The organism is Pseudomonas sp. FSL L8-0168 (genome assembly GCF_037976155.1).
Lineage (GTDB): Bacteria > Pseudomonadota > Gammaproteobacteria > Pseudomonadales > Pseudomonadaceae > Aquipseudomonas > Aquipseudomonas paracarnis.
The window spans coordinates 3,052,513-3,078,450 of the sequence record NZ_CP150262.1 but is presented as its reverse complement, the minus strand read 5'-3'; the positions used below and the strand labels follow the sequence as shown (position 1 = coordinate 3,078,450).

At 61.5% G+C, this 25,938-nt stretch carries 26 protein-coding genes; 8 read left to right on the top strand and 18 right to left on the bottom strand.

Annotated features, from left to right (window positions below; translation table 11 throughout):
• Complete coding sequence (locus tag MHH62_RS13695) at positions 1-1,323, bottom strand: hypothetical protein (RefSeq protein ID WP_336827436.1); 1,323 nt, start codon at positions 1,321-1,323, stop codon at positions 1-3.
• Positions 1,324-1,539: 216 nt separating this feature from the next.
• On the opposite strand from MHH62_RS13695, the gene MHH62_RS13690 reads away from it, so the two are divergent.
• The 3 genes from MHH62_RS13690 (at position 1,540) to feaR (ending at position 4,623) form a co-directional block, all read left to right on the top strand.
• Positions 1,540-3,039, top strand: a complete 1,500-nt coding sequence (locus tag MHH62_RS13690; protein WP_032901975.1) for an APC family permease — start codon at positions 1,540-1,542, stop codon at positions 3,037-3,039.
• Positions 3,002-3,568: a DUF3156 family protein gene (locus tag MHH62_RS13685; protein WP_032901972.1), complete on the top strand. Its 567-nt coding sequence runs from the start codon at positions 3,002-3,004 to the stop codon at positions 3,566-3,568. The genes MHH62_RS13690 and MHH62_RS13685 overlap by 38 nt, the downstream gene beginning before the upstream one ends.
• Before the next feature lie 113 nt (positions 3,569-3,681).
• Positions 3,682-4,623: a transcriptional regulator FeaR gene (gene feaR / locus MHH62_RS13680; protein WP_339230990.1), complete on the top strand. Its 942-nt coding sequence runs from the start codon at positions 3,682-3,684 to the stop codon at positions 4,621-4,623.
• Between the two features lie 114 nt (positions 4,624-4,737).
• Here feaR and MHH62_RS13675 read toward each other — a convergent pair whose 3' ends face one another.
• From MHH62_RS13675 to MHH62_RS13655, 5 genes are read right to left on the bottom strand one after another with little or no spacing between them, the layout of a single operon-like run.
• Positions 4,738-5,493 carry an SDR family oxidoreductase gene (locus tag MHH62_RS13675; RefSeq protein WP_020301333.1) on the bottom strand — a complete coding sequence of 252 codons (756 nt, stop codon included), beginning with the start codon at positions 5,491-5,493 and terminating at the stop codon, positions 4,738-4,740.
• Entirely contained in the window at positions 5,483-6,286 is an 804-nt protein-coding gene (locus MHH62_RS13670; RefSeq protein WP_020301332.1) for an SDR family oxidoreductase, read from the bottom strand. The genes MHH62_RS13675 and MHH62_RS13670 overlap by 11 nt, the downstream gene beginning before the upstream one ends.
• A complete protein-coding gene (locus MHH62_RS13665; protein ID WP_014719081.1) occupies positions 6,279-7,100 on the bottom strand; it encodes a molybdenum cofactor biosynthesis F family protein in 822 nt (273 codons plus the stop codon). Before MHH62_RS13665 ends, MHH62_RS13670 begins: the two co-directional genes overlap by 8 nt.
• Before the next feature lie 13 nt (positions 7,101-7,113).
• Positions 7,114-7,479 carry a cupin domain-containing protein gene (locus MHH62_RS13660; RefSeq protein ID WP_020301331.1) on the bottom strand — a complete coding sequence of 122 codons (366 nt, stop codon included), beginning with the start codon at positions 7,477-7,479 and terminating at the stop codon, positions 7,114-7,116.
• A gap of 31 nt (positions 7,480-7,510) precedes the next feature.
• The gene (locus tag MHH62_RS13655; protein WP_032902375.1) at positions 7,511-8,809 is read right to left on the bottom strand and encodes an FAD-binding oxidoreductase; all 1,299 of its coding nucleotides are present in this window, start codon (positions 8,807-8,809) and stop codon (positions 7,511-7,513) included.
• Positions 8,810-9,016: 207 nt separating this feature from the next.
• Here MHH62_RS13655 and hpaR point away from each other — a divergent pair, with 207 nt between their 5' ends.
• The gene (gene hpaR / locus MHH62_RS13650) at positions 9,017-9,439 is read left to right on the top strand and encodes a homoprotocatechuate degradation operon regulator HpaR (RefSeq protein ID WP_014719078.1); all 423 of its coding nucleotides are present in this window, start codon (positions 9,017-9,019) and stop codon (positions 9,437-9,439) included.
• A gap of 62 nt (positions 9,440-9,501) precedes the next feature.
• Here hpaR and hpaI read toward each other — a convergent pair whose 3' ends face one another.
• The 8 genes from hpaI to MHH62_RS13610 all read right to left on the bottom strand — a co-directional run bounded on the left by hpaI (position 9,502) and on the right by MHH62_RS13610 (position 16,796).
• A complete protein-coding gene (hpaI, locus tag MHH62_RS13645) occupies positions 9,502-10,302 on the bottom strand; it encodes a 4-hydroxy-2-oxoheptanedioate aldolase (RefSeq protein ID WP_019821182.1) in 801 nt (266 codons plus the stop codon).
• Between the two features lie 16 nt (positions 10,303-10,318).
• A complete protein-coding gene (hpaH, locus tag MHH62_RS13640; protein WP_019821184.1) occupies positions 10,319-11,122 on the bottom strand; it encodes a 2-oxo-hept-4-ene-1,7-dioate hydratase in 804 nt (267 codons plus the stop codon).
• Between the two features lie 11 nt (positions 11,123-11,133).
• Positions 11,134-12,438, bottom strand: coding sequence for an MFS transporter (locus MHH62_RS13635; RefSeq protein ID WP_020301328.1), 1,305 nt, complete (start codon positions 12,436-12,438; stop codon positions 11,134-11,136).
• Positions 12,439-12,477: 39 nt separating this feature from the next.
• On the bottom strand, positions 12,478-12,870 hold the full coding sequence (locus MHH62_RS13630) for a 5-carboxymethyl-2-hydroxymuconate Delta-isomerase (protein WP_014719074.1): 393 nt from the start codon (positions 12,868-12,870) through the stop codon (positions 12,478-12,480).
• 15 nt (positions 12,871-12,885) lie between these two features.
• Positions 12,886-13,743, bottom strand: a complete 858-nt coding sequence (gene hpaD, locus MHH62_RS13625; RefSeq protein WP_137270587.1) for a 3,4-dihydroxyphenylacetate 2,3-dioxygenase — start codon at positions 13,741-13,743, stop codon at positions 12,886-12,888.
• Positions 13,744-13,897: 154 nt separating this feature from the next.
• Entirely contained in the window at positions 13,898-15,358 is a 1,461-nt protein-coding gene (hpaE, locus tag MHH62_RS13620; protein WP_014719072.1) for a 5-carboxymethyl-2-hydroxymuconate semialdehyde dehydrogenase, read from the bottom strand.
• A gap of 5 nt (positions 15,359-15,363) precedes the next feature.
• Entirely contained in the window at positions 15,364-16,134 is a 771-nt protein-coding gene (locus tag MHH62_RS13615; protein ID WP_019821191.1) for a fumarylacetoacetate hydrolase family protein, read from the bottom strand.
• The gene (locus MHH62_RS13610; RefSeq protein ID WP_014719070.1) at positions 16,131-16,796 is read right to left on the bottom strand and encodes a fumarylacetoacetate hydrolase family protein; all 666 of its coding nucleotides are present in this window, start codon (positions 16,794-16,796) and stop codon (positions 16,131-16,133) included. The genes MHH62_RS13615 and MHH62_RS13610 overlap by 4 nt, the downstream gene beginning before the upstream one ends.
• Before the next feature lie 128 nt (positions 16,797-16,924).
• Here MHH62_RS13610 and hpaA point away from each other — a divergent pair, with 128 nt between their 5' ends.
• From hpaA to MHH62_RS13595, 3 genes are all read left to right on the top strand, one after another.
• Positions 16,925-17,785, top strand: coding sequence for a 4-hydroxyphenylacetate catabolism regulatory protein HpaA (hpaA, locus tag MHH62_RS13605; RefSeq protein WP_014719069.1), 861 nt, complete (start codon positions 16,925-16,927; stop codon positions 17,783-17,785).
• A gap of 514 nt (positions 17,786-18,299) precedes the next feature.
• Positions 18,300-19,127 (top strand): type III secretion protein, encoded by an 828-nt coding sequence (locus MHH62_RS13600; protein ID WP_339230974.1) that lies wholly within the window; start codon positions 18,300-18,302, stop codon positions 19,125-19,127.
• A 37-nt stretch (positions 19,128-19,164) separates the two neighbouring features.
• A complete protein-coding gene (locus MHH62_RS13595; RefSeq protein WP_323556361.1) occupies positions 19,165-20,019 on the top strand; it encodes a hypothetical protein in 855 nt (284 codons plus the stop codon).
• A gap of 13 nt (positions 20,020-20,032) precedes the next feature.
• Here the strand turns inward: MHH62_RS13595 and MHH62_RS13590 are convergent, their stop codons facing one another.
• Positions 20,033-20,830, bottom strand: a complete 798-nt coding sequence (locus MHH62_RS13590; protein ID WP_020301322.1) for a helix-turn-helix transcriptional regulator — start codon at positions 20,828-20,830, stop codon at positions 20,033-20,035.
• A gap of 548 nt (positions 20,831-21,378) precedes the next feature.
• Between MHH62_RS13590 and MHH62_RS13585 the strand changes: the two genes are divergently transcribed.
• Positions 21,379-21,603: an AMP-binding protein gene (locus MHH62_RS13585; RefSeq protein ID WP_173877530.1), complete on the top strand. Its 225-nt coding sequence runs from the start codon at positions 21,379-21,381 to the stop codon at positions 21,601-21,603.
• Positions 21,604-21,626: 23 nt separating this feature from the next.
• Here the strand turns inward: MHH62_RS13585 and MHH62_RS13580 are convergent, their stop codons facing one another.
• The 3 genes from MHH62_RS13580 to MHH62_RS13570 form a co-directional block, all read right to left on the bottom strand.
• A complete protein-coding gene (locus MHH62_RS13580) occupies positions 21,627-23,144 on the bottom strand; it encodes a glycosyltransferase family 39 protein (RefSeq protein WP_020301320.1) in 1,518 nt (505 codons plus the stop codon).
• 28 nt (positions 23,145-23,172) lie between these two features.
• Positions 23,173-24,828, bottom strand: coding sequence for a lipid IV(A) 4-amino-4-deoxy-L-arabinosyltransferase (arnT, locus tag MHH62_RS13575; RefSeq protein ID WP_339230969.1), 1,656 nt, complete (start codon positions 24,826-24,828; stop codon positions 23,173-23,175).
• 181 nt (positions 24,829-25,009) lie between these two features.
• Positions 25,010-25,690: a histidine phosphatase family protein gene (locus tag MHH62_RS13570; protein ID WP_019821204.1), complete on the bottom strand. Its 681-nt coding sequence runs from the start codon at positions 25,688-25,690 to the stop codon at positions 25,010-25,012.
• Positions 25,691-25,938 lie beyond the last annotated feature (248 nt).

Genomic DNA, 25,938 nt, shown 5'->3' with positions numbered 1-25,938 from the left:
TTAGAACGGCACGGCGACCACCAGTTGGCTGTAGACATTGGTGCCGTTGCCGCCGATCTGATTGCCGCCGTTTTCGGCTGATTTATTCGGTTTGTACAGGCCGAGCAGCGGCGTGATGATCAGGTGCTCGTTGACGGCCCATTCGGCATACAGGTCCAGTTCGCGGCCATCCAGGTTCAATTGGCCGCGGGTGCTGACGGTGTTGTAGTCGAAGAACAGCGCCCCAAGCGTGACGTTCTCCAGTGGCTTGACCTTGAGCGCCACGTGCTGCACGGCGGTGTTGCTGTTGAAGGGGCCGGAATAGTTGCCCGCTACTTCGCCCTGCACCCAGGTGCCGTAGCCACGGTTGAAGCCTGAGAACATGCCGTCCCAGTTCTTCGAATAACGGGCGTAGCGGTAGGTCAGGTCCGGTGACCACGGCAGGTTGGTGAAGGTGTAACCGGCTTCGGCGTAGCCGGCATTTTCCTGGCCGTCGCGACGGCTTTGGCGCGCCAGTTCGAAGGCGAAGTGCGCGTTGTCGATACCGGCATTGCCGGTGCCGCGCAGGCTGTAGAGGTTCATGCCTTTGCGCTGGCGCTGCAGGTCGGTGGCGAAGCGCTCATCCACATCGATGCCGTGAATATAGGTCAACCCCAGGGTGCCCGGCGCGGCACTGTATTCCAGGGTGCCGGCGGCCATTTCGGTGAGGGCCTGGGCGCGGTTGTCGGATTTGATCCACATCAGGCTGCCATGCACGCCGTCCTTGCCACCCAGGCGAATCACCGCCGTCTTATCGAAGGCATGGCGTGCGGCGATGTAGTAGGCGCCGCCGCGATTGAACTCGCCGTCGCCCACACCGTTGCCCAGGTTGGGGCCGTCGTCGTTAAGGATAAAACCGTCGCCCAACATGATGATCTGGCGGCCAAACGACAGGTCCACACCGTCCTTGCCCAACACCGGGAACAGCTCCCCGGACCGCCAGCCGGCGAAGGCTTCGTCAAACTTGGTGGTGCGCTCGGTGCCGTTGGTCAACCCGGATGCGTCGCCATCGCCCCAGGTACCGGAACTCACCAGGTTGGCCGTGCCATACACACCGCCCAGGTTGCCCAGGCGCTGTTCGACGCTCAGGCCGTACTTGATGAACGCCTCACGCCAGGTGGAGCCGCCGCTGCGCCCATCGTAGTTCTTCGGGCTATTGAACATACCGTACACGGCGAGGAAGTTGCCGGTGACCTGAGTGTCGGCGTCGGCATACAACTCGATGGCCTGCGCCTGGCCCACCAGCAGTGCCACGCCCAGGCCGACCGTCTGGCGCAGGCGGCGGTTTTTCAGTGTGTGCTCCATTGTTATTGACCCCATCTTGGTTAAGAGTGAGGGCGCATTAGGGCGAGCGGTATGAGGCCAAGTCTTTTCCCTGCGTGCCAGGCAATTGACTCTGGCCGCCAGGCCACACGCCCTGGCAGGCAGCAACAAAACCGGCGGCAGACAGGGGCAAGACGATCAACGGGAGTGGGGCGCAGAGTGCCGACACATTAAAAAAACCGCTTCGAGGACCCCTCCATGTCGATCAACGACCGACTCACCGCACACCTCAACCGGGGCACGGTAGGTTTTCCCACTGCGTTGGCCAGCACCATCGGCCTGATCATGGCCAGCCCGGTGATCCTCACCGCCACCATGGGTTTCGGCATCGGCGGCAGCGCCTTTGCCCTGGCGATGCTGCTCGCCGTGGTGATGATGCTGGCCCAGGCCACCACCTTCGCCGAGGCCGCGTCGATACTGCCTACCACCGGTTCGGTGTACGACTACATCAACTGTGGCATGGGTAGGTTCTTTGCGATCACCGGGACCTTGTCGGCCTACCTGATCGTGCATGTGTTCGCCGGCACCGCCGAAACTATCCTCGCCGGGGTCATGGCCCTGGTGAACTTCGAACACCTCAATACCCTGGCAGAGTCGGCCGGCGGCTCGTGGTTGCTGGGCGTCGGTTTCGTACTGGTGTTCGGCGTGCTGAATGCTTTTGGCGTCAGCGCATTTGGCCGCGCCGAGATCATCCTGACCTTCGGCATGTGGACCACCCTGATGGTGTTCGGCGTACTGGGCCTGATCGCCGCGCCGGCGGTGCAGTTGGAGGGCTGGTTCGGCGAGTCGTTGGTGGGCACCGACCTGGTTACCGTGCTGTCGCTGGTGGGCATGGCGATGTTCATGTTCGTGGGCTGCGAGTTCGTCACCCCGCTGGCGCCGGACCTGCGCCAATCGGCCAAGGTGATGCCACGGGCGATGATGCTCGGGCTGATGGGCGTGGCCACCTGCATGTTCATCTATGGCGCGGCGATGAAACGCCAGGTGGAGAACGTGGTGCTCGACGCAGCTTCGGGGGTGCACCTGTTGGACACACCCATGGCCATTCCCCGGTTCGCCGAACAGGTGATGGGGCAGATCGGCCCGTTGTGGCTGGGCATCGGCTTTCTGTTCGCTGGCGCTGCGACCATCAATACCCTGATGGCCGGCGTGCCGCGCATTCTCTACGGAATGGCAGTGGATGGCGCCTTGCCCAAGGTGTTCACCTACCTGCATCCGCGCTTCAAGACGCCGCTGTTGTGCATCCTGGTGGCCATGTTGATCCCGTGCCTGCACGCGCTGTACCTGGGCGGCAACACCGACAACATCATGCACCTGGTGCTGGCGGCGGTGTGTGCCTGGAGTTTTGCCTACCTGTTGGTGACGCTGTCGGTGGTGATCCTGCGCATTCGGCGTCCGGACTTGCCCCGCGCCTATCGCTCGCCGTGGTTCCCGCTGCCGCAGATCGTCTCCAGCATCGGCATCCTGTTGGGCATGTGGTTTATCACCCCGCCCGGCATGAACCCGGCGGACATCTACGTGCCGTTTGGCGTGATGCTCGGCGTGACGGCCACCTACGCGCTGTTCTGGACCCTGGTGGTGCAGAAGGTCAACCCCTTCAAGCCCGCCTGCGTAGAGGAGGTGTTGGCCAAGGAATTCAATCACGAACCGGGGCACGCCCATGCAAGTTATAGCGACCTTGCGGCAAAAACTGTTTGAGCTGTTTCGTGCTGACCGCGCACCCAGTGGGTATCGGCCGGGGGTGACCCTGGCCCACCTGCGGCGTGATCTGGGCCTGGCAACCCTTGAAGTGGACGGTGTGGCCTTCGAAATTGTCGAGCGCACCGAGTCGCAGTTGTTGATGCACCTGGTGCTGACCGAATATGTCCTGCGCGCTCCTGCGGCAGCGGGTGGCGCTGGCAGCTTCGAAGTGCACCATGGCGGCGCGATCCGTCGCAGCGGCATTCATGTGCGGCGCCGCTCTGGCAATCAGGCACTGGGCCGTGAATTGCAGGCGCGTCTGCTGGCTGACAGCACGTTGTTCCAAGCGTTAATGCCGCTGGATTTCAAGCGCCTGCGCATCGAGCTGCACGACCAGCAATGGTGCGTTCGCCTGGAGCATATGGGCGGCAGCGAGGTGGTCAACCGCATGCCGGCGTTTCGGCGCTACATTGCGCTAAGCCGTGCACAACGCGAGCATTTGCTCGCCACATTGGTCGGCCTGCACAGGGTACTGTCGAATCTCTGATTGGCACCATTAGTGCTTCTGCAAAGGGCAAACAGGTTGTTGTTGCGTGCATATAGATAACATGTTAACTATTGCGCAGAACAACAAGAATAACGCCACTGCGGAGACACCCCATGAGCATCCCACAGCATGCACCCGACGGGCTCGACAGCTGGAACCGCGAACTGCGCGCCGCGTGCGGCCACTTCGATACTCAGCTGGCTTTCAACCGTTCGCTGTTTATCGGCGAGATCCACAACCTGTCGCGTGGCCTGGCCATCCTGCGCACCAACGCCGGGCTGATCAAGCGCCCGACGCACCAAGCGGACCATGACAACGACCAGGAATGTTTCCTGGTCAGCCAGCGCAGCGGCTACTCCCAGATCACCCAGAACGACCAGACCGTACAACTGGCCCCCGGAGAAATGCTGTTGATGGACTCGGTGGGCTCCATCGAAATCACCCCCTTCGGCCTGATCGAACACGCCTCGTTGTCCCTGTCGCGCAGTGCGGTGTGCAAGCACCTGGGCGGCCAGGCACGGGCCTTCGGCAAGATCTCCTCGACCAAAGCCTGCGGGCGCATGCTGCATGTGCTGATGGACCAACTGTGCAAGGACGATACCGACGAAGACGCCACGCAAGTGGAAGCGCTGCAAGCGGCCTTCGTCTCGCTGTTGGGGTCGGCGTTGGAGCAGGGCGATGAGTGTCGCGAGGGCGTTGCTGCGTTGCACGGCAATAACCTGCGCAGCTATGTACAAAAGGTCATCGATGAGTCCCTGAGCCAGCCAGGCCTGAGCCCGATCGGCCTGGCCAACCGCCTGAATATTTCGGTGCGGCATCTGTACCGTCTGTTTGAAGAACAGGACGACAGCGTCTGCCGCTATATCCAGCGCGCACGGCTCAAGCGCAGTGCGGATGACTTGACCAACCCGTTCCTGCGCAGTGAGTCGATCACCTCGATTGCGTACAAATGGGGCTTTACCGACTCGGCGCATTTCAGTCGGTCGTTCAAGAAGCAGTTCGAGGTGTCGCCCAAGGAGTTTCGTTCCAGCCGGTTGCAGGCGGTGCAAGCGTGATCGTTCCCACGCTCCGCGTGGGAACGCCGCCCTGACGCTCCGCGTCCCGCTCCAAGTCGTGACGCGGAGCGTCACAGGATGCATTCCCACGCAGAGCGTGGGAATGATCGGGTTTCAGATTTCGGGCAGCGTCGCGCCACCGTCCACCACCAGCGTCTGCCCGGTGATATAGCCCGCCAGGTCAGAGGCCAGAAACACCATCGCCCCGGCAATATCCGCCGCCACGCCCAGGCGCCCCAGCGGCACACGGCGGGCGATGCTGTCATTCACGGCCGCATCGCCCAGGTTATCCATCGCCGGAGTGGCGATCATGCCGGGCTCCACGCCGTTGACCCGCACATTCAACGGCGCCAGCTCCAGCGCGGCATTGCGGATAAACCCATTCACCCCGGCCTTGGACGCCGCATAGTGGCTCAGCCCCGGGTAACCCACCCGGTTGCCGGTGACCGAAGACGTCACCAGCACGCAGCCCCGGCCTTGCTCGCGAAACCTCGGCAACGCCGCCTGGGTCAGCCAGAACAGCGCCGACAGGTTCACCGCCAGGGTGCGCTCCAGGATCGTTGGGGTGATGTCGGCAAAGGCGGTCAGCGGAAAGTACCCGGCGTTGTGCACCAGTACATCCAGTTGCGCCAAGCCTTGGACGCAAGCAAACACCGCTTTGGCATCCGCCAGGTCAACGCCAACGGCTTCAACTTGATGCCCCCGTGCGCACAACCGGGCAGCCACGGCTTCAGCCTGTTCAAGCAGACGGTCAGCAATCACCACCCGCGCACCGCGTTGGGCAAAGGCCTGGACGATGCCCAGGCCAATGCCCTGGGCGCCGCCGGTGACCAGCACGACCTGGCCGCTGAAATCCAGGTCATTCGTCATGGGCAGGCTCCAGGCGCGTAAACGCCAGCGTCGGCACGTCGACGATGCTGGCCCCACCGTCCGCCACCAACGTGGCGCCGGTAATGATCGAGGCGTCGTCGCTGGTCAGGAAGCGGCACACCTTGGCGATCTCGTCGGCACGGGCGGCGCGCCGCAGCGGGACATCGGCACACACCCGTGCATAGGCCTGCTGCAAGCTCTCGCCGTACGCCTCCATCAACGGCCGCATCTCCGCGTCGGCCATCGGCGTGTGCACCCAGCCTGGGCACACCGCGTTCACGCGCACGCCATGGGGGCCATAATCACGGGCCAGCGAGCGGTTGAGCCCGAGCAGCGCATGCTTGGCGGTGGTGTAGCCACACACCTCGGGGCCTGCCGCCAATGAGGCGATGGAACCAATCAGCACCATGTTCCCGGCGCTTTCCTGCAACAGCGGCAGGCAGGCGCGGGCGCTGTAGAACGCACTGTCGAGGTTGCTGCGCAGCGCGCCTTCCCAGGTGGCCGGGCTGGTCTGGGTCGCGCTGCCTAGCCCGTGGCCACCGGCACAGGCCAGCAGCACATCGAGGCGCCCGCAGTGGCTGCGGATTTGCTGGATAAAGCCGTCCCAGGTGTCCGGGCAGGCGGCATCGCCCACCAGGATCAGCCCGCCGGTGTCCTGCGCCATCTGTTCCAGGGGCTCACGACGCCGACCGATCAGCACCAGCCGTGCGCCTTCCTGTGCGTACAAGCGTGCGCAGGCAGCGCCGATGCCGGTGCCGGCCCCGGTGATCACCACCGTGCGCGGCTCAGTCACGGGGATACTCCGTGCGGTTGAGCACCTGGCAATAGGAACTGATCGGGAAGTTCGACAACGCGTCGAAGGACGCCCCGGCATAGCCGAAGATCTTGCCGTCGCTGCGGTGCTGTTGCAGGTCGATCAGCACCAGGCCGAGGGTCGGTACGATCTTCTCCTGCCACACGAACAGGTACAGCTGTTCGGCGATCTTGTAGTAATGGCAGCGGTCGGTGTCGCACAAGCCTTTCTCCACGCCCTCAAGGCATTGCCAGGCGTAGAACCGAGGGTTGAGGTAGATGTGTTCGTAGACCTCGCTGGGGCTGTAGCGATAGTGGTTGCGCAGGCCGACCAACTCGTCGGTGGGGGCGTGCAGGCAGTGGCCATCCTGCCACGGCCGGTCGAGGCTGCCGTGGAGGAAGTCGACCTGTACCGAGGTCAGCGGTTTGCCGGCCAGGGCGCGGTGGTAGAGGCCTTCGTGGGTCTCTGCTGGTTCCGGCATACGGCCAATCACCGCGGTAAAGGAGGCATTTGGTGTGTCCAGCACCAGGCTGATCGACCAGCTTTGCCCGGCCTCGTGCTTGATAAAGTCCACCAGGTACAGGCCCGGGCGAATCGAGCTGGCGCGGTAGGCGGCGCTGCCGCTGGAGTGGCCATCGGCGGCGTGCCAGGCCAGGCGTTCCTGTTCGAAGCGGTGTTCGATCTGCCAGCCATTGGCAAAGTGCAGGGTGAAGGTCTGGCCGGCCAGGTCGGCCAGGTTCGGCAGGATGAACGCCTCGGGTGCAAACCCCTCAGCCAGGGCGCCCACGGTGATCCAGTCAGATGAATTCGACATGGCAACGCCTCCCTTACACGACGGCGAAGTAGTGTTTGACGAAACTCTCGCTGACCACTTCCCACAGCACGGGCGTGCCCTTGGTCACGAACCAGCTGTCACCGGCCTTGTAGCGGGTGGATTGGCCGGTGGACTCGTCGGTCAGCACCACTTCGCCGGTGACTATCGTGGCCTGTTCGGCGAACGGGTAAACCATGCGGAACTTGCCCTGGGTCGTGCCGAAGTACGCACTGCTGACCGCATCGGTGGGCGCGCCAAAGGTCATCTTGCCGAAGGCGCGTACTTCGCCTTCGAGGATTTGCGAGCCGAGGTCGGCCACGGTGCCCCAGGCGTCGAGTTCCGACAGCTGGACGTTGTGTTTCAGGGCGGTAAGAGGCATGGCAGTGGTTCCTGTGAGTGAGAAAAGAGGGTTAGCGGCGCCCATTCCAGTAGCCGGAAAGTTGGTGCCAGGATTTGCCCGCCGTCAGCAGCAGGGGGCGAATCGCGTCCTTGCCGATGATGGTGGAGCGGTGAATCGAGCTGACCAGGTCATAACGCGCCGAGCCTTCGCTCATGCCTTCGGCCAGTACCTTGCAGATGATGTGGCTGGGCGTGACGCCAAAGCCGGAATAGCCCTGCACGAAAAACGCATTGCTGCGCCCCGGCAAGGTGCCCACTTGCGGGAACAGGTTCGGGCTGCACGCCATCGGGCCGCCCCAGGCCAAGTCGATTTTCACGTCCTTGAGGTAGGGGAAAATCTTCAGCATCAGGTGACGGTTCCAGGCTTTCAGGTCGCCGGGAATGTGCTCCACCAGGGGCGTCGCGGCGCCGAACAGCAGGCGGTTTTCGTTAGTCACGCGGTAGTAGTCGATCACCGGGCGGATATCGCTGTAGGCCCCACGGATCGGGCTGATGCGCTGGATCAACTCCTCGGACAACGGCTCGGTCATCATCTGGAACGCGTAGGTGTTGATGGTCGAGCGGTGCAGTTCTGGCTCCAGCTTGTTGAGAAAGCTGTCACAGGCCCACAGCAACTTGCTGGCGCGTACCGAACCGCGACCGGTGCGCACGGTGATGCGCTCGCCGTAGCTGACTTCCAGCGCCGGGCTGTTCTCGAAGATCTTCACGCCATGGCTGGCCAGTGCGGTAGCTTCGCCCAGCAGCAGGTTCAGCGAGTGCACATGCCCGCCACCCATGTGCAACAGGGCGCTGGTGTAGGCGGTGGAGCCGATGATCTGCTGCACATCGGAGCCGCCGAGAAAGCGGATTTCGTGCTGGCTGTTGATCGACTTGAAGTCTTTCTCCCAGGCGCGCAGGGTTTTTTCCTGGCGGGCGTTGAAGCCCATGTAGCCGTAGCCGTGGCAAAAGTCTGCATCGATGTTGTACTTGGCGATGCGGTTCTTGATGATGTCGGCGCCCAGGTCGCTGATCTCGAACACTTGGCGCAGCCCGTCTTCGCCCACGTCCTTCTTGATCTTCTCCAGGTCATGGCCGATGCCCGCCATGATCTGCCCACCGTTGCGGCCCGTGCCGCCAAAGCCCAGGTAGCGCGCTTCGAGCACCACAATGTTAGTGATGCCTTTTTCCGCCAGCTCAAGGGCCGTGTTGATCCCGGAAAAGCCGCCGCCGATGACCACGACGTCTGCGTCGATATCCTGTTCCAGGGTGGGGAAGCTGAGGTTGTATTTCTTTGTGGCGGTGTAGTACGTGGGGGTTTCGATGTTGATCATGGCGCAGCCTGAGAAAGTGAAGGAAGGCGCTAAAGCGGATGCCTCCATTAGGGCCCCTGGCGGGCTGGAAGTCTTGATCCTGCGTGCCCGGTTTTTTGATTCAGCGCGCCACGGGCGAGGGCACCTACAAGTTATAGCGCGCTCGCCGGCCGGGAATGTTAGAGTTTCGTTAAACTATTAACTAAATACTTCGTGACCCTGAGCCCTATGTCCACACCTCGACAATCCCTGACCCTGGCCTTGCTGCAAGCGCGCGAGGCCGCGATGAGTTTTTTCCGTCCATCCCTGAATGAACACGGCCTGACCGAACAGCAATGGCGCATCATCCGCATCCTTGAACAGCATGGTGAGTTGGAGATCTACCAACTGGCGGAACTGGCCTGCATCCTCAAGCCGAGCATGACCGGCGTGCTGGTGCGCATGGAAGCGGCCGGCATGGTGCACCGGCGAAAGGCCGAACAGGACCAGCGCCGGGTGCTGATTACCCTGGCGGACAAGGGCAAAGCGAGTTTTGAGTCCATGAGCCAGTGCATGGAGGCCAACTACCAGCGCTTGCAGGATCAGTTTGGCGAAGAGAAATTCCAGACCTTGTTGGGGTTGCTGGATGACTTGAAGAACATCAAGCGCTGACCTAGTGACTGAACCACCACCGGTCAACGGTGGGAGCAGGCAAGCCAGCTCCCACATGGATTTCAGTAGACACCACCGGTATTGGCAGCCACCGGTACGTCTTTGAACTTCCCGGCCAGGCTTTGCAGCCCCCGCATCAACACCGTGGTATCCACCCCCACCGCCACGAACGTCGCCCCCAACTCGATATAGCGTCGTGCGAGATTTTCATCTGCACTGAGAATCCCTGCGGCCTTACCCGCCTTGACGATACGCACGATGGCGTCCTCAATCGCCGCCTGTACCTGCGGATGCCCCGGGTTACCCCGATGGCCCATGGACGCGCTCAAATCTGCCGGGCCGATAAACACACCGTCCACGCCTTCGACGGCGGCAATGGCGTCCAGATTGGCCAGGCCCTCGGCATTCTCAATCTGCACCAGCAGGCACATCTGCGCGTCGGCCTGGTCGAGGTAATCGGCGATGCTGTTCCAGCGCGAGGCGCGGGCCAGGGCGCTGCCGACCCCGCGAATACCCTGGGGCGGGTAGCGCAGGGCGCGCACCCGTTCTTGGGCCTGGGCAGCGTTTTCGACCATGGGCACCAGCAGCGTCTGGGCGCCGATATCCAGCAGTTGTTTGATCAGCGCCGTGTCGCCGATCACCGGGCGAATCAACGCCTGGCTGGGGTAGGGCGCGATGGCCTGTAATTGCGCGAGCATCCCCGGCAGGTGGTTGGGCGCATGTTCGCCGTCGATCAGCAGCCAGTCGAAACCGGCGTTGGCCGCCAGTTCCGCGCAGTAGGCGTTGGCAAGGCCGAGCCACAGGCCGATCTGTACTTCGTGGTTGTGCAGGCGTTGCTTGAAGCGGTTGACAGGCATGTCCATGACAGCACTCCTGGGTTCAGACGAAGCGGCAGGCAATCGAGCCGAGCAGGTCGTAGTCGACGTGGAAGGTATCGCCAGGGCGGGCCGCCACCGGGCGGGTAAACGAACCGCCGAGAATCACTTGGCCGGGCAGCAGGGTGACGTCATAGGGCGCCAGCTTGTTGGCCAGCCACGCCACGCCCTTGGCCGGGTGGTTGAGCACTGCCGCCGAGACGCCGGACTCTTCGATCACGCCATTGCGATACAGTACCGCCGGCACTTTGCGCAGGTCGATCTCGGTGGGGCGCACCGCACGGCCACCGAGCACCACACCGGCGTTGGCGGCGTTGTCGGAGATGGTGTCGAATACCTTGCGCGTGGCGTTGGTGTGCGGGTCGACCTGCTGGATGCGGGCGTCGATGATTTCCAGCGCGGGGATTACCCATTCGGTGGCGTCGAGCACATCGAACACCGTGCAGTTGGGGCCTTTGAGCGGCTTGCCGAGGATGAAAGCCAGTTCCACCTCCACGCGCGGCACGATAAAACGCTCGAAGGGAATGTCGCTGCCTTCGTCGAAAAACATGTCGTCGAGCAGGGCACCGTAATCGGGTTCGGTGATATTCGACGACACCTGCATGGCCCGTGACGTGAGGCCGATCTTGTGGCCCTTGAGCGTGCGCCCGTCCTTGATCTTCTGCGCGACCCATTCACGCTGGATGGCGTAGGCGTCCTCGATCGTCATATCGGGGTAGTCGAGGGAAAACTGGCGCACCTGTTCGCGGCTGCGTTCGGCACGGTCCAGGTGGGCGGCGGCCGCGAGGATTTGCTGGGAGTCGAGCATGGCAACGGTCTCTAGTGTGGGTTGACGATGGCGGCCTGGGTGCGCAGCACCAGCAAGCCACCGAGGGCGATAAACAGCGCGAGTACGTACAGGGCCAGGCTGGCGCTCTGGGTGGCGTCGCGCATCCAGCCGATCAGGTAGGGCGCGAGGAACGCCGCGATGCTGCCGAACGAACTGATCATGGCGATGCCCGCGGCCTGGGTGGTGTGGGAGAGAAACGCCGGCGGCAGTTGCCAGAACATCGGCAGGGCGGCACTGGCGCCCATGCCGGCGACCACCAGCCCGCTCATCACCAGCAGCGCATTGGCGGGCGCCAGGCCCGCCACGGCGATACCGAACGCCGCCATCAGCAATGGCACGCAGAGGTGCCAGCGGCGCTCGCGGTGGCGGTCGGACGAGCGCCCACAGCCGAGCATAAAGAAGCAACCGGCCAGGTACGGCACGGCGCTGAGCAAGCCGACCTGGCTGTCGCGGCCGATGCCGGCGCCGTGGATCAGGGTGGGCATCCAGAACGCCAGGGTGTTGACCGCCAGCATCACCGCAAAGTACACGGCTACCAGCAGCCACACCTGCGGGTCACGCAGGATGCCGCCGAACGAGGTGATGGTCTTGCGCTGTTCCTCGTTGCTCAGTTGGGTGCGCAGTTGCTGTTTTTGCTCGGCAGTCAGCCAGTGCACCGACTCGAAACTGTCCGGCAACCACTTGAGCACCACCAGGCCCAGCAGCACCACGGGCGCGCCTTCGATCAGGAACATCCATTGCCAGCCGCGCAGGCTGCCGACGTCGTGGAAGTTCTCCAGGATCGCCCCGGAAATCGGCCCGCCCAACACCCCGGCCATAGGCACGGCAATGGCAAACAAGGCGGTGACCTGGGCGCGACGGCGCGCCGGGTACCAGCGGTTCAGGAATACCAGGATCCCCGGGAAAAACCCAGCCTCGGCCACCCCCAGTAGAAAGCGCAGCACGTAGAACCCGCGCGCGCTCTCCACCCACAACATGCCGGTGGAGAGCAGGCCCCACACCACCATCAGGCAGGCGATCCAGCGCCGTGGCCCGACGCGGTCCAGGGCAATGTTGCTGGGCACGCCGAACAGTGCATAGGCGATGAAGAACAGACCGGCGCCAAAGCCATACACGGTGTCGCTGAAGTGCAGGTCGCTGCTCATCTGCATCTTGGCAAAGCCGATGTTGATGCGGTCCAGATGGGCGAACAGGTAACACACCAGCAACAAGGGCATCAGGCGCCAGGTCACCAAACGATGGGTGCGGTCGTGCTCGGCAAGCCGCAGGCTTGCAGTGGAATGGGCTGTGCTCATGATGGTGTTCTTCTTGTAGTTGTAGGAGCCGGGGTCGTTTCAGCTCGCCGCGTTGTTCAGGAACGCGTGCACATTGTTCTGCTTGAAGTTGAGCTGCGGGTGCAGCTCGATCATCTCGAACGACAACGCGAGCAAGCGCTGTGCCTGCAGCTCGGCGAAGTGCGCGATGATCACCGCGAACACCGCTTGGGCGACGGCCTCGCGCGTGGTCAGGTCGCGGCCATGGCCGACCTTGAGGGTCATGTGCACAAAGGCATAGTCATGCTTGCCGTCGGCCATGCGCCAGGTGTCCAGGCGTACGCCGCGACTGCGAATGCCGCCCAGCGGAAACACACCGCTGTCGCCCAGCACGCGGTGGACTTTTTCAAACAGGCCGGGCAAGTCGGCCTGCTGTTCGAGGTTGTCGGTGTACTCAGCGATAAAGTGCGGCATGGGGCTCTCCCAGGGTTAAAGCGGGAAAATCGCGTTGATCTGGCCGGTGCCCGAACTGCCGAACGGCGGCGTGATGATCTCGGCAGGCTTGGCATAGTCCGGCCCACCCAGCAGGCCCAGGAGCATGGCGGTGTCGTGCATCTTGCCTTCGCCAAAACAGTGTTCGGCGTAGTCGGGCAACATGGCGCAGAACTCCTTGAAGCGGCCTTGCTTCCACATTTGCACGACATGCAGGTCCACCTGCTTGTCGAATTCGCGGGTCCAGTTGTGGATATTCGCCTCAGCCTCGCGGTCGTCCGAGAACCGATGGGACAGCGAGCCGGACGCCAGCACCAGTACCTTGCGATCGCTCTTTTCAATCGCCCGGCGCACGGCGGCGCCGAAGGCAAAACTGTCTTCCAGGCGATGCCAGGCGCACCAGGCAGCGATGGAAATGACTTTGAATTTTTCTGCGTCGGACACGCCCATATGCATGTAGCGCATGGGCACCAGGGTGCCGTATTCCAGCTCCAGGCTCGGGATGTTGTGGGCCATGCTGCGCACGCCAGCCAGGTTGGCTTCGGCGGCGATCAGCTCGCCCAGCTCGGGGCAACCGGGGTAGGCGTAGTCCATGTTCTTGATGAAGTGCGGCAGTTCGTTGCTGGTGTAGGTACCCTGGAACTGTTCGCCGCAGTTGACGTGGTAGCCGCTGTTGACCAGCCAGTGCACGTCGAACACCACCGCGGTGTCGGCCCCCAGTTCGCGGGCGCGCCGGCCGATTTCCTTGTGCCCGGCAATCGCCGCTTCGCGACAGCCGTGATGTTTGCCGGGCAGTTCCGACAGGTACATCGACGGTACGTGGCAGATCTTCGCTGCCAGAACCACTTCGCCCATGATGACTCTCCTGAATAATTATTCTTGTATGGCCTGTGAGGTCCCTGTGGGGGCTGGCTTGCCTGCGATGGCATCGGCTCGGTACGGCTGAAGGACCGCGGTGCCTGCATCGCGGGCAAGCCCGGCTCCCGCAGGAGGCTTGTTTGAGCCTGGGCTATACGCCCCAGCGCGGAATGTGATGACTGCCCATGGAAATACACACGTTCTTGATCTCGGCAAACACTTCGAAGCTGTACTGGCCGCCTTCACGCCCGGTGCCCGAGCCTTTGACCCCGCCGAACGGCTGGCGCAAATCCCGTACGTTCTGGCTGTTGATAAATACCATGCCCGCTTCGATACCGCGCGCCAGGCGGTGGGCCTTGCCGATGTCCTGGGTCCAGATGTAGGAGGCCAGCCCGTATTCGGTGTCGTTGGCCAATTGCAGTGCCTCGGCTTCATCCTTGAACGGAATCAGGCACACCACCGGCCCGAAGATTTCCTCCTGGGCGATGCGCATCCGGTTATTCACGTCGGCAAACACCGTCGGCTGGATAAACTGGCCGCGGCTCAGGTGCGCCGGCAGGTTGGCAGGACGCTCCAGGCCACCGGCCAGCAGCGTGGCGCCTTCCTCCAGACCGATCTTGATATAGCCGGTGACCTTGTCGTAATGGGCCTGGGTGATCATCGAGCCGACCTGGGTCTTCGGGTCCTGGGGGTCGCCCACGATCAGGCGCTTGGCCCGCGCCGCGAATTCGGCGACAAATTGCGGGTAGACGCTTTCCTGGATAAAGATCCGGCTGCCAGCGGTGCAACGCTCGCCGTTGAGGGAGAAGATCGTGAAGAGTGCGGCGTCGAGGGCGCGTTCCAGGTCGGCGTCTTCGAAAATCAGCACCGGCGACTTGCCCCCCAGTTCCATGGAGTACTTTTTCAGGCCGGCGCTCTGCATGATTTTCTTGCCGGTGGCGGTGCCGCCGGTAAAGGAAATCGCCCGCACGTCCGGGTGGCGCACCAGTGCATCGCCAGCGGTGGCGCCGTAGCCCTGGATCACATTGAGCACGCCATTGGGAATCCCGGCTTCCACCGCCAGGCGCCCCAGTTCATTGGCGGTCAGCGGCGACAGTTCCGACATCTTCAACACCGCCGTATTGCCCAGCGCCAGGCACGGCGCGGTCTTCCAGGTGGCGGTCATGAACGGCACGTTCCAGGGCGACACCAGTCCGCACACGCCCACTGGCTGGTACAGGGTGTAATTGAGCATCTGGTCGTCCACCGGGTAGGTGTGGCCGTCCATGCGGGTGCAGACTTCAGCGAAGAAATCGAAGTTGTGCGAGGCACGCGGGATCAACACATTCTTGGTCTGGTGGATCGGCAGGCCGGTGTCCAGGGTTTCCAGCTCGGCCAGGTGTGGCACGTTCTGTTCGATCAGCTCGCCCAGCTTGCGCATCAAGCGCGCGCGCTCTTTGGCCGGCGTATTGGCCCACTTGGGGAACGCGGCCTTGGCCGCCGCCACGGCCTGCGCGACTTCTTCGGCACCGCCGCTGGCCACTTCACCGATGGCCTCGCCGGTGGCCGGGTTGTAGTTGATAAAGGTGTCTTTGCTTTCGACCTCACGGCCGTTGATCCAGTGTTTGATCATGGTGCTCAAGCCTCTTTGCGCGCGGAGAAAAACTCCGTTTCACTGACAATACGGTTGACCAGGCGGCCCACGCCTTCGACTTCCACCACCACTTCATCCCCCGGTACCACATCGGCCAGGCCCTCGGGCGTGCCGGTGGCGATCATGTCGCCCGGTTGCAGGGTCATGAAGCTGGACAGGTATTCGATGAGGTAGGGGATATCGAAAATCATGTCTTTCGTGCTGCCTTCCTGGCGCAGTTCGCCGTTGATCCAGGTGCGCAATTTCAGGTTGCCTGGGTCGGGCACATCGGCCACGTCGACGATCCATGGGCCGACCGGGGTGGTGGCGTCGCGGTTTTTCACGCGTAGGTTGGGGCGGTAGTAATTCTCGAGGTAGTCGCGGATCGCATAGTCATTGCACACCGTGTAACCGGCCAGGTAGTCCAGGGCGTCGGCGCGTTTGACGTTGCGCGCGGTCTTGCCGATCACCGCCACCAGCTCGCACTCGTAGTGCATGTAGGCGACGTTGTCCGGGCGCCAGGTGACTTGGCGGTGGCCGGTGTAGGTGCCCACCGATTTGATGAATGCCAGCGGTTCGGTCGGCGGCGTAAAGGCCAGTTCGGCGGCGTGGTCGGCGTAGTTCAAACCCAGGGCGAACATGTTGCCGGTGGCGGGTGGTAGCCATTGCACCTGGTCTTCGGCCAGCAACCGCCCATCCTCCAGGCGCACGCTGCAGTCGGCTTGCACCAATACGTTGTGGGTTGCACCTTCAAAGCGGATACGTGCGCGTTTCATGCCGATGCCTCTGCTGCAATGGTGTTGCTCAGTCGGCCTATGCCGGTGATGTCGACCTCAACCTGGTCGCCTGGCTGCACATCCACGCGGCCTTGCGGAGTGCCGGTGATCAGCACATCGCCGGGGTACAGGGTCATGAACTCGCTGATCTCGGCGATCAATTGCGGGATGTCGCGTACCCAATGGGCGGTAGAGCTTTCCTGGCGCAGCTCGCCATTGACGAACAGCTTGAGGCTCAGTTGATTGGGGTTGGCCACTTGATCCCGCGCAACCAGCCGGGGGCCCAGGGCGCAAAACCCATCGCGGCATTTAGCTTTGACGGCAGGGCGGTAGTAGCTGTCTTCCGGCAGGCTGAATTCATTCACCACCACATACCCGGCCACATGGGCCATGGCGTTCTCCGGGCTGACACGGCTGGCGCGCTGGCCGATCACCACGCCCAGCGCCGGGCCCGGTTGCAGGCGCTCGCCGTGCGGGTGTAACACCACGCCGTCGTGCCCATTGCGCGTGTTGGGGGTTTTGATAAACAGCACCGGCTTGGTCGGTGGCTGCTGGTAGGGCGCCTGCTGGAAGGCGGCGAGATGCTGGTCCAGCAGGCCTTGGTAGTTCAGCGCAACGCCGAACAGGGTGCCGCTGGCAACATCATGCAGGGTACGACTCATGCGTTTCTCCTGGCGGTGACGACGGCTGCACAGGCCGTTCGTTAAGTTGTTAACGTTATAATTAATATGTTAACTACCGTCAAGCGTGGCACACTGCGCTGGCCTCACAACAACAAGAAGAGAGCCCCGTGAAGCCGATTCCCAACATCAACATCGGGCAGGTCTACGACCAGCGCTACAGCGACGCCGAGGTGCATTACGACAAGCTCGGCAACCTGGCAGGTTTTTTCGGGCGCAATATGGCCGTGCATCGCCATGACCGGTTTTTCCAGGTGCATTACGTCAAGAGTGGCGCGGTGCGGGTATATCTGGATGACCACCAATACGTTGAATCGGGGCCGATGTTTTTTCTCACGCCGCCCACGGTGGCCCACGCTTTTGTCACCGAGGCCGATGCCGACGGGCATGTGTTGACGGTGCGCCAGCAACTGGTGTGGAGCTTGATCGACGCCGACCCCAGCCTTGCTTGCGGTGCCGCATGTGTGGCCTTGACTGGCGACGCCGAGGGTCTGGAGCCACTCTTCGAGGCGCTGTGCAGTGAGATCAACGCCGAACGGGCAGGGCGCGCCGCCGCCCTCGACAGCCTCACAAGGCTGATCATGATCCGCCTGCTGCGCCTGTGCGCCCACGCCCAGCCCGCACGTCCGACAGCCCATGAAGACCTGCGTATCTTCCATCGCTTCAACGAACTGATCGAAGCCCACTATCTGGAACATTGGCCGTTGGCGCGTTATGCCCAAGGTATTGGCGTGACCCAGGCGCGGCTCAATGAAGTGTGCCGGCGCATCGCCGACCTGCCCTCCAAGCGCCTGATCCTTGAACGGCTGATGCAGGAGGCCAAGCGCCTGCTGTTGTTTACCGGCAGTTCCGCGAATGAAATCTGCTACCAACTGGGGTTCAAGGACCCAGCGTATTTCAGTCGGTTTTTCTTGCGGTACGCGCAGATGACGCCGGGGGAATATCGGGTGCGTCAGTCGGCGATACGCTGAGGATTGTTCGGAGAAAAAGCGCAACGCTGAGGAATTTTCTGATAGCGGTTCGTTGAACGAGAAGGATGTTGTTACCTGTCTGGCAGGAACTTTTCCGACCGCCTGGCCACGCATGAGTACTTGTTCAGTGCAGGCTTTCGGCAGCGGCGGTGAGCAAGTAGCGCCTGATAGTTTTCGCTTGTCCTCCTTCAATTAAATGAGACTTCCTACAATGCTCACGCACACTCAGCCTGCTTACTCACCTGCGCACTCAACGTTTACACAGCCTGATAAAACCCTTGATCAACCCGTTACAGATCGACCCAATCCCTTGGGTCAATCACCGGCACATTATCCGATTGGCCCAAGCGTTAACTCAAACCGTGACGCAGAGCTGGGGGAGCTGTTGAGGTTGTTGGGTACATTAGTCGTGGCACTTAAAACATGGATGAGCAGGGAGAATGAGGCGCCGAAACCCCAGCCACCCGTTGTGGCTTACCCAACCCCTGTTGTGAGTTCGCCGCACAGACCACTGATGAATACGCAGACTGCACCTGACACCGTGCCAACCGTTAAAAGTGTATGGAAAGAACAATTGGCGCCCTTCATGAACCGGCCGAACCTGGCCAAGACCCGTAGCGCGTTTGATACCGAACTCGCTGAGATGTTTTCAGATAAAAACTATGAGCCAATCACTACGTTTATGTCTGAAAAACCCAAAGGGCAAAAGCCTGACGACCTGCGCAATGGGTTGCGTGCCACGTATGAGAACTTTCCTTACCTGGGCATCTTGGGCCGAGAGGAGCACGTGGCCGCGATCAAGGTTGTCATGGCTACATTCGGGCAAAGCCCTATCGGGATTTTCAAGCACGTCGTCAAACATGGCGACCACTATGACGTGACGATGCGAGACGGCTTCAAGCTGATAATCACCGTTGAAGAACTTGAACTGGCGGCCAGGGCGGCAAAGTTCAGTGGCGGCGATGAAGGCATGGTCAAGGATGCGCAATTTCTGTTTGGCGTGATGAGCAAGCGCCAGCACATTGAGCTGGCGCGCGAGAGGGCCGCGGACCGTTTCTTCAGCCACTATGAAAAAGACAGCGCGTACCATGCCGAGGCTAGTTATCCGGGTGTACTGGTGGGGGCCGGAGGCGGCATCGACGGTGACACGGCGCTGTCCTATCTGGGGCTGAAAGAACATATGCAGGTCATCGAGGCCAGTGCTATGGGGGCGCAGGTCGGGGTGCCGTTGGACAAGGGCGGGAGAAACAAGAACGGCGTGATTATTGAGGGCGTGATGGAGGGCCAGTTATACAACACGCCGGTTTCACCGTCATTGAAGGTAGTCACCCTTCGCGGGTAATTTGAAGTGTTCGGTAAGTGTCAGGAGGTTATCCAACATGTTAGTGTCTTGCGTTAATGCTGTTGCTCTTGGTCATGCCAGGGCGAGCGATGCTGTAACTTCTCCAGTTGTTTTATCTTCTTCCAATCCGCCTGCGCCAGCCAGCGAAGCCAAACAACTGAGTAGCCTGGTAGGCGAGTTGGAACGTCTGTTGGCCACGTTATCCGCTCGGTTGAACCCCGACGTTGATTCAGTACCTTTGCCTGCGAGTGTCACCGATAACCGCACCGTCAATCGTGACGAATTCTTGAAAGGTACGCCTGCGAATACGGGCATCAAGCCCACTGATATTTTCAAAAGCTTTTACCAATTGACCGAAGGTAATTGCGTGACGATATCCGCCATTAAGGCCGTGATGATGAGATTCGGCCATAACCCTTACGGTATTTACAAATCCATCGTGGTCACCGACACCGGCTATCGTATTGTCACGCGCGATGGGTTCAAGCTGCACATCACCCATGACGAACTGAAGCAGGCCACGGCCGGCGCCAACTTCGGCTCCGACCGGCCCAACGATGTTCTGGTCAATGCACACTTTCTATATGCCGTCAGTGCCAAACGCGCCTACCTCGAAAATAATGACGGGGAGGCTAATAAGAGTTTTGCCGCAGCCATACGCAGCCTCAATGATGGCGAGTATCCGGGACAGGCCTTGCGTCGCCTGGGCTTGAAAGACTTCGTGGCGCCCGCAACCCTCCAGGACTTCCTGAACGGCGCTATCGGCACGGTCACCAGCGGCTTTCATTCGATGGCCGTGGTGGGCGGCTTCCTGGACAAATACGGGCACAAACAACCACTGGAAAGCGGCGATGCAAACCGGCGTGCCGCGGTTGGGCTCAAGTTACTCTAACGTCGTGTGTTTATCAGGCGCCCACCATCCATTTGGCCAGGCCATGCCGGCCGCTCACGCCCAGCTTGGCGGCTGCGCGCTTGAGGTAGGTCTCGATCGAGCTGTTTTTGACACTGAGTTTCTCCGCGATTTGCGGCACGGTACCGCCGGTCAGCAGACCGAGGCACACCTCCTGTTCCCGCGCCGAAAGGGTGATGTCGCTCAAAGACAAGCGTTTGTAGAATTCACGCTGCAACTGCGATTGTTCCAGCAGGGTATGGGCCGGCTCAGTTTCGGCGCGTGGAGCCTGGCGCAGGCTCTGGGCGTGCCGCTCCATCAACGGCAACAGTGTGTCCGACAGGCGCTTGAGAAACGACAACTCAGCCAGGGAAAACCCCTGCTGGGTCGGCGGACGGTAGAACGAAATCACACAACGTCGATTGCCCTGGCGCGATACCAGGTTGCATTGGTGGGAAGTGCCGCGCGGATGCGCGCTGTTGGCCTTGGCGTTCATCTGGATCAGCAGCGGGTCTTGCATGTGCAGCATCTGCCGCAACAGCGGGTGGTCGTTCAGCGCATGCAAGGTCTGGGGCACCGACAAATCCTTTTTCACCCCGGCGCTGCCCAGTAACTTGATGCCCAGCACGCGGTCGCGCAGTTCATCCAGGGTCCATTCGCTGAGGTCTACCAGGTGAATCGGTACCCACTTGCCCACCAACTGCAACATCGTGGCGGCGAAATGTTCGTCGCCGCTGTTTGAAATCAACTCGCCCATTTCGGCATAGAAAAAATGCGGGCCGCAGGTGCCGCCAATACTGGGGGTCAGACTCATAGCCATCTCATCCTTGATGTCGAAAACCGTCAACGGTTGCCCAAGGCCTGTGCAGGGCGCTCCGTACTGCTTGAACGTAACTCGGCGTTCGAAATTTCATTTAGCCATGGGGCTTTGTCCTACGTATGTAGCGGGAACGAGGGACACAAGCTGCCATAAAAACTGCGCCATTAAACCGACGTTTCTCATGAGTTGAGCCGGCTACGTACAGGCATAAGTTATTTTTAGTTTTGCTTAACTTACTGAAAATCATTAGGAAAATAGAAAAAACAGGAGGTATCAAAAACGCCACTATCGATCAGATGTAGCCAATCTCCTACAGCGCTTTAATCATTTCAGCCATGCACCGTCGGCCAAGGCCTATCCCTCCGTTTGAATGTCCGGGTTTCGGGTGACAGCCCCCCCGGCGGCCATGCTCCCATCCGGCAACTTCGGCGTAATGAGCCACCTCTGCGCGGCGAGTGCCTGACCCCCCATGAGAAGGATCTTATGCAGCATTCCTCCAGCCTGCCGGCCCGCTTCTCCCTCACTGGCGCCCAACAAGACATTTGGCTCGACCAACTGCGCGTGGGCGAGTCGCAATCCTGGCCCGGCGTGGTCTCGACACCCTGGCGGGGTTGTTGGCGATCCTCAAGTCCGAGGCCTGCTACGTGCCGCTGGACCCGGCCCATCCCGCCGAACGCCTGGAGTATCTGCTGCACGATAGCGCACCGGTTGCCATCCTGACCCAGCAGAACCAGGGACACGGCTGGCTGGCCCTTTACAAACCATGACAAAAGCCAGCAAGTACAGTGCCTCAGCGTATCCCCGGAACAAACGCCACACTCCCTCCCTCACGCGCCCTGAACAACCGCTCCCCATTATCCGGCTGGGTCGTCACCACCTGATGGTCCACCCCTAAAAACGCCAACGGCGTCGGCTCGTCCTTGGAATACTGCGTGACGATAATCGTGCGTTGCGGATCAAATCCCTGGCCGCTGGTTTTTTCCAACCACGCCATGAACGCGACGCTGTCGCCCTGGCGCGGGAAGTCCTGGCTTTCGCTGACGTAGTAGAAAGGTTTACCGTGGTTTTGCAGGTACATGGGCAGCTTGTTGTCGACCTCTACCAGCACCAGTTGCCATTGGTTCCAGGGCGCGCTTTTCTCCGCCTGGGCTTGCAGGTCGGCGGCGAAGCGGGTAACGCCGCCGTTGCCATTTGTCCAAGGGTAGATCACGCCCAGCACCAGCAAGAGCAGGCCTGCGCTGAGGCCAAAGCCTGTTTGCCAGCGCGGCCAGCTCATCGGTTTTTTGCGCAGGCGTTCACTCAGCCACCAGGCGGCGAGCAGTTGGGCAAAGGGTACCAGCGGCAACACGTAGTAGCTGCGGCGGCTGCCGCTGGCGGTGAAGAATACAAACAACAGGCCCAGGCCCCACACCAGCCAGCGTACGTTGGGCGGCGCTCTGCGCCAGTTGCGCACGGCCAGCCACAGGCCAAGTATCCAGCAGGGTGCCCAGGGCAGGGTGTAGACCGGCAGGTAAATCAGGTAGGTGTAGATCGGCCCCATATGGTCGAAGGGGTCGAAGAAACGCACCACGTTTTCGCGGAACACCAGCTCCAGGCCGCTCTCGCCGTAAGTGGGGGCGCCGTAGCGGTGGGACAGTACAAAGGGAATCGCGTACACGATGCCTGCGATGAGCAGGGCCAGCACCAGGCGCAGGTTGAGGTGGCGTTTGTAGCGGTGTTCGCTGAGCAAGTGTGGCAACAGCACCAGCGCCGGCAGCACCACACCGATCAAACCCTTGAACAGCGAGGTGGCGGCCAGCAACAGGAAAAACACCGTGTAGCGCCCCAGCCGCGTGTCATCCGGCCCACGCCAATACCACCACACCGCTGCCAGTACGCCACACACGGTGAGTACATCGGCGGTGGCCACGCGAGCCCAGAACAGGAAATAGAAGGTGGTGGCGAGCATCCACCCGGCGATCAGCCCGGTGCCTCTGCGAAACAGGCGTTCACCGATCAGGTACACCAGCCAGATGCTCAACCATGCGGCAACCACCGATGACAGGCGCAGCGACCAGGGGCCGAGGCCGCCCAGCAGGTGGGCAAACCCGGTAATCAGCCAATAGGAGGGCAGGGGTTTGTCGTAATACGGCGTGCCTTTGAGATACGGGTCGAAGTAGTCACCGCTTTGCAGCATCTGCAAGGCGATATTCGCCCAGCGCGTTTCCGGCCCCCACAGGTCGCGGCTGCCCAGGCCCAGCAAGAGCAGCAAGGCCGAGGTGCCCAGCAGTAACACCAGGGCGCCGCGTTCGGTTTTCCAGAAGCTCATGGGGTGGTCCCTGTGGCAGGCGCTGCATTCAAGGTTGTTGGGGGTAAATCGTCAGCACCAGGTTGCCCTTGCGATAGCGTTTGCCGCCGGGGGGCAATTGCCCTTCTTCGCGATGTTCGCTGGTGCTCTTGACCTGCATCAGCACGCCGACCGGCCCGTGTTGGCGTGCCTCGACCAGCCAGGCCTGGACGCTGTCCGGCGTGACCTTGCGCTGTGCCGCGTCTTCGTAGTTCAAGCCGTAGCGCAGCTCGCCCTGGGTGTTATAAAACGCCACATCGGGCCGGCGCAGGCGCCAGGTCAAGGCCGATGCCAGGCCCAGGTCATTGCTCAGCAAAGCACGGGTAGGTTGCAGTTCGTCCAGATGTTCCAGCACGAATTGGTCGGGCATCTCGTTATCTTCGATCAGGGCCGGCATGCCCGCCGGTAGCAGGGCCACCAGCAAGCCAATGCCCAGGGCGGGCATCGCCCACAACGTCAACGGGCGCACCGCTTGCAGCAGGTTGGCGAGGATCCAGCCCAGCAGCACGATAAACGTCAGGGACAGGTTGAACATCTGCGCATGGCTATTGCCGTACAGCGGGCGGGTGATTTGCAGGTAAATCAGCGCCACCATGGCCGTCATGCCGAGCACGAAATTGAGCGCGCCGTTGATGACCAGTGGGCGCGCCTTGCCTTGCTTGATCAGGTCGATCAAACCGTGGCCCATCAACAAGGCCAGGGGCAACAGGCACGGCATGATGTAGGTCGGCAATTTGCCTTTGCTCAGGCTGAAAAAGCCCAGGGGCAGCAACAGCCACAGGGCGAGAAAGGCAATCACCGGCTGGCGCTTTTCCTGCCAGGTTTTTAGCAGGGTGCCGGGTAACAAGGCAGCCCACGGCAGGCACGCCACCACCATGATCGGCAGGAAGAACCACAGCGGCCGCGCATGCTGTGCGTTGTCGGCGGCAAAGCGGCGGATGTGCTCATGCCAGAAAAAGAAATGCCAGTAATCTGGTTCCTGCAGGTGGATCGCCAGGGCCCATGGCAGGCACACCAGCACGGCAACCAGCACCGCCAACGGCCCGTAGCGCATCAACTCGCCGACGCGCCGCTGCCAGACCAGGTAGGGCACGGCGATCAACACCGGCAACAGCCAGGCCAGGAACCCCTTGGTCATGAATCCCATGGCGCAGGCCACGCCCAACACCGCCCAGGCACCCAGGCGTTCCCGTGGCGTGCGGCAGTCCAGGGCAAACCACAACGCCACCAGGCTCAGGTTCACCCACAGGGTGAATTGCGGGTCGAGGTTGGCATACCCGGCTTGCCCGGCTACCAGGCCAAAACTCAGATAGAGCAGGGCGCAGGCAAAGCTCTTGCGCGGCTCGTTCCACACGCGACGGGCGAGCAGGTAAGCCAGCACCACGCTCAGACCCGTGCTCAGCACTGAGGCGATGCGCACACCGAACAGGTTTTCACCGAACACCGTCTGGCCGAGGGCGATGAGCCAATAGCCGGCGGCGGGCTTCTCGAAATAACGCACGCCCATGAAGTGCGGCGCCACCCAGTTGCCGCTCATCAGCATTTCCTGGCTGACCTGGGCGTAGCGGGTTTCGTCTGGCGTCCATAAACCGTGAAAGCCCAGGGGCAACAAGATGAACACGGCAACGCCCAGCAATAGCCAGGCCAGAGGGTTTACGCGGGGCATGCGCACATCGCTCCATAACGTTCAAGTACGGGCAATGGCGGTATTAACTTAATAGGGTGAAGCATCGTAAGGGTCACTAAGTAGTTGTAGGAAAACATAACTAACAGGCGCGACTAAACATGCCAGAACAGGGCTGTCGTTTTGCTGAACACGTTGTGGCTTAATATGTAAACAAGTGTAATTAAAGTTGTTTGAGTGCGGCGGTCCACTCTTCGCTGTTCATGGTGCCCATGGCCTTGAAGGTGCCGTTGGGCAGCACCTTGACGAACAGTGCGCTGCCGTACTCGGCGGCGGCTGCGTGGGGGAAGCCCAGGCTGGTCTGGAAGTCGCTCATGCAGGCGCTGTGGGTGATCAGCATCAGGTTGCGTCCCGGCTGTTTGTGGCCGAGGATTTCATCGCCCATGGCGTCGCCGCAGATGGCCAGCGGGCCGGGGGACAGTTCGGTCTTGCCGAACATGAACAGTGACGTCTGGGCGGTTCGCGTGGTGGGGCTGCTGAGTACGTCGGTCAGGGCCATGCCCAATGAATCAAAGGCTTTGCCCAGTTCGACGGCGCGTTCAGTACCGTTGATGGTCAGGCCATCGGCAGGGCCGAAGCAGGGGTTGGCAGAGCGGTCGCAGCGCTCCTCATGGCGCACCAGCACCACCAGCTCACCCTCGCGCCAACTGGCGAGCACCCCGGAGGTCAGCAGGCGATTGCCCACGCCCAGGTCCAGGGGCGAGCTGGGCCAGAATAAAAAGCCCGTCAACAACAAGGCGGTGACGCTGATGCCAAGCAGGTGCAGGCGGTATTTTCTCAGGCGTTTTAACCTTGACCTTTTGGGTTGGGGGTTGGCCAGGATCATGTCTGCCACGCGGTTCATCCTCGGCACTGTTTATTGTGTTTATAAAAAGGCTGCACGATTGGGCAGTTGCCCTTGGTGAGGCAGGAGACTGTCACAGCGCCGCTGTCTTTTTGCTGAACACTTGCATGTTAGGAGTGTCACTTGGATTAACTAATAAGTTGTGAGTCACCACGAGTTGGCGGGCACTTTAAAGTTCGGTGGATGGGCAGACGGTGAAATCCATGTGAAAAATTTGCGTGGGCAGGAGCGTCAGCCGTTATTCTCGT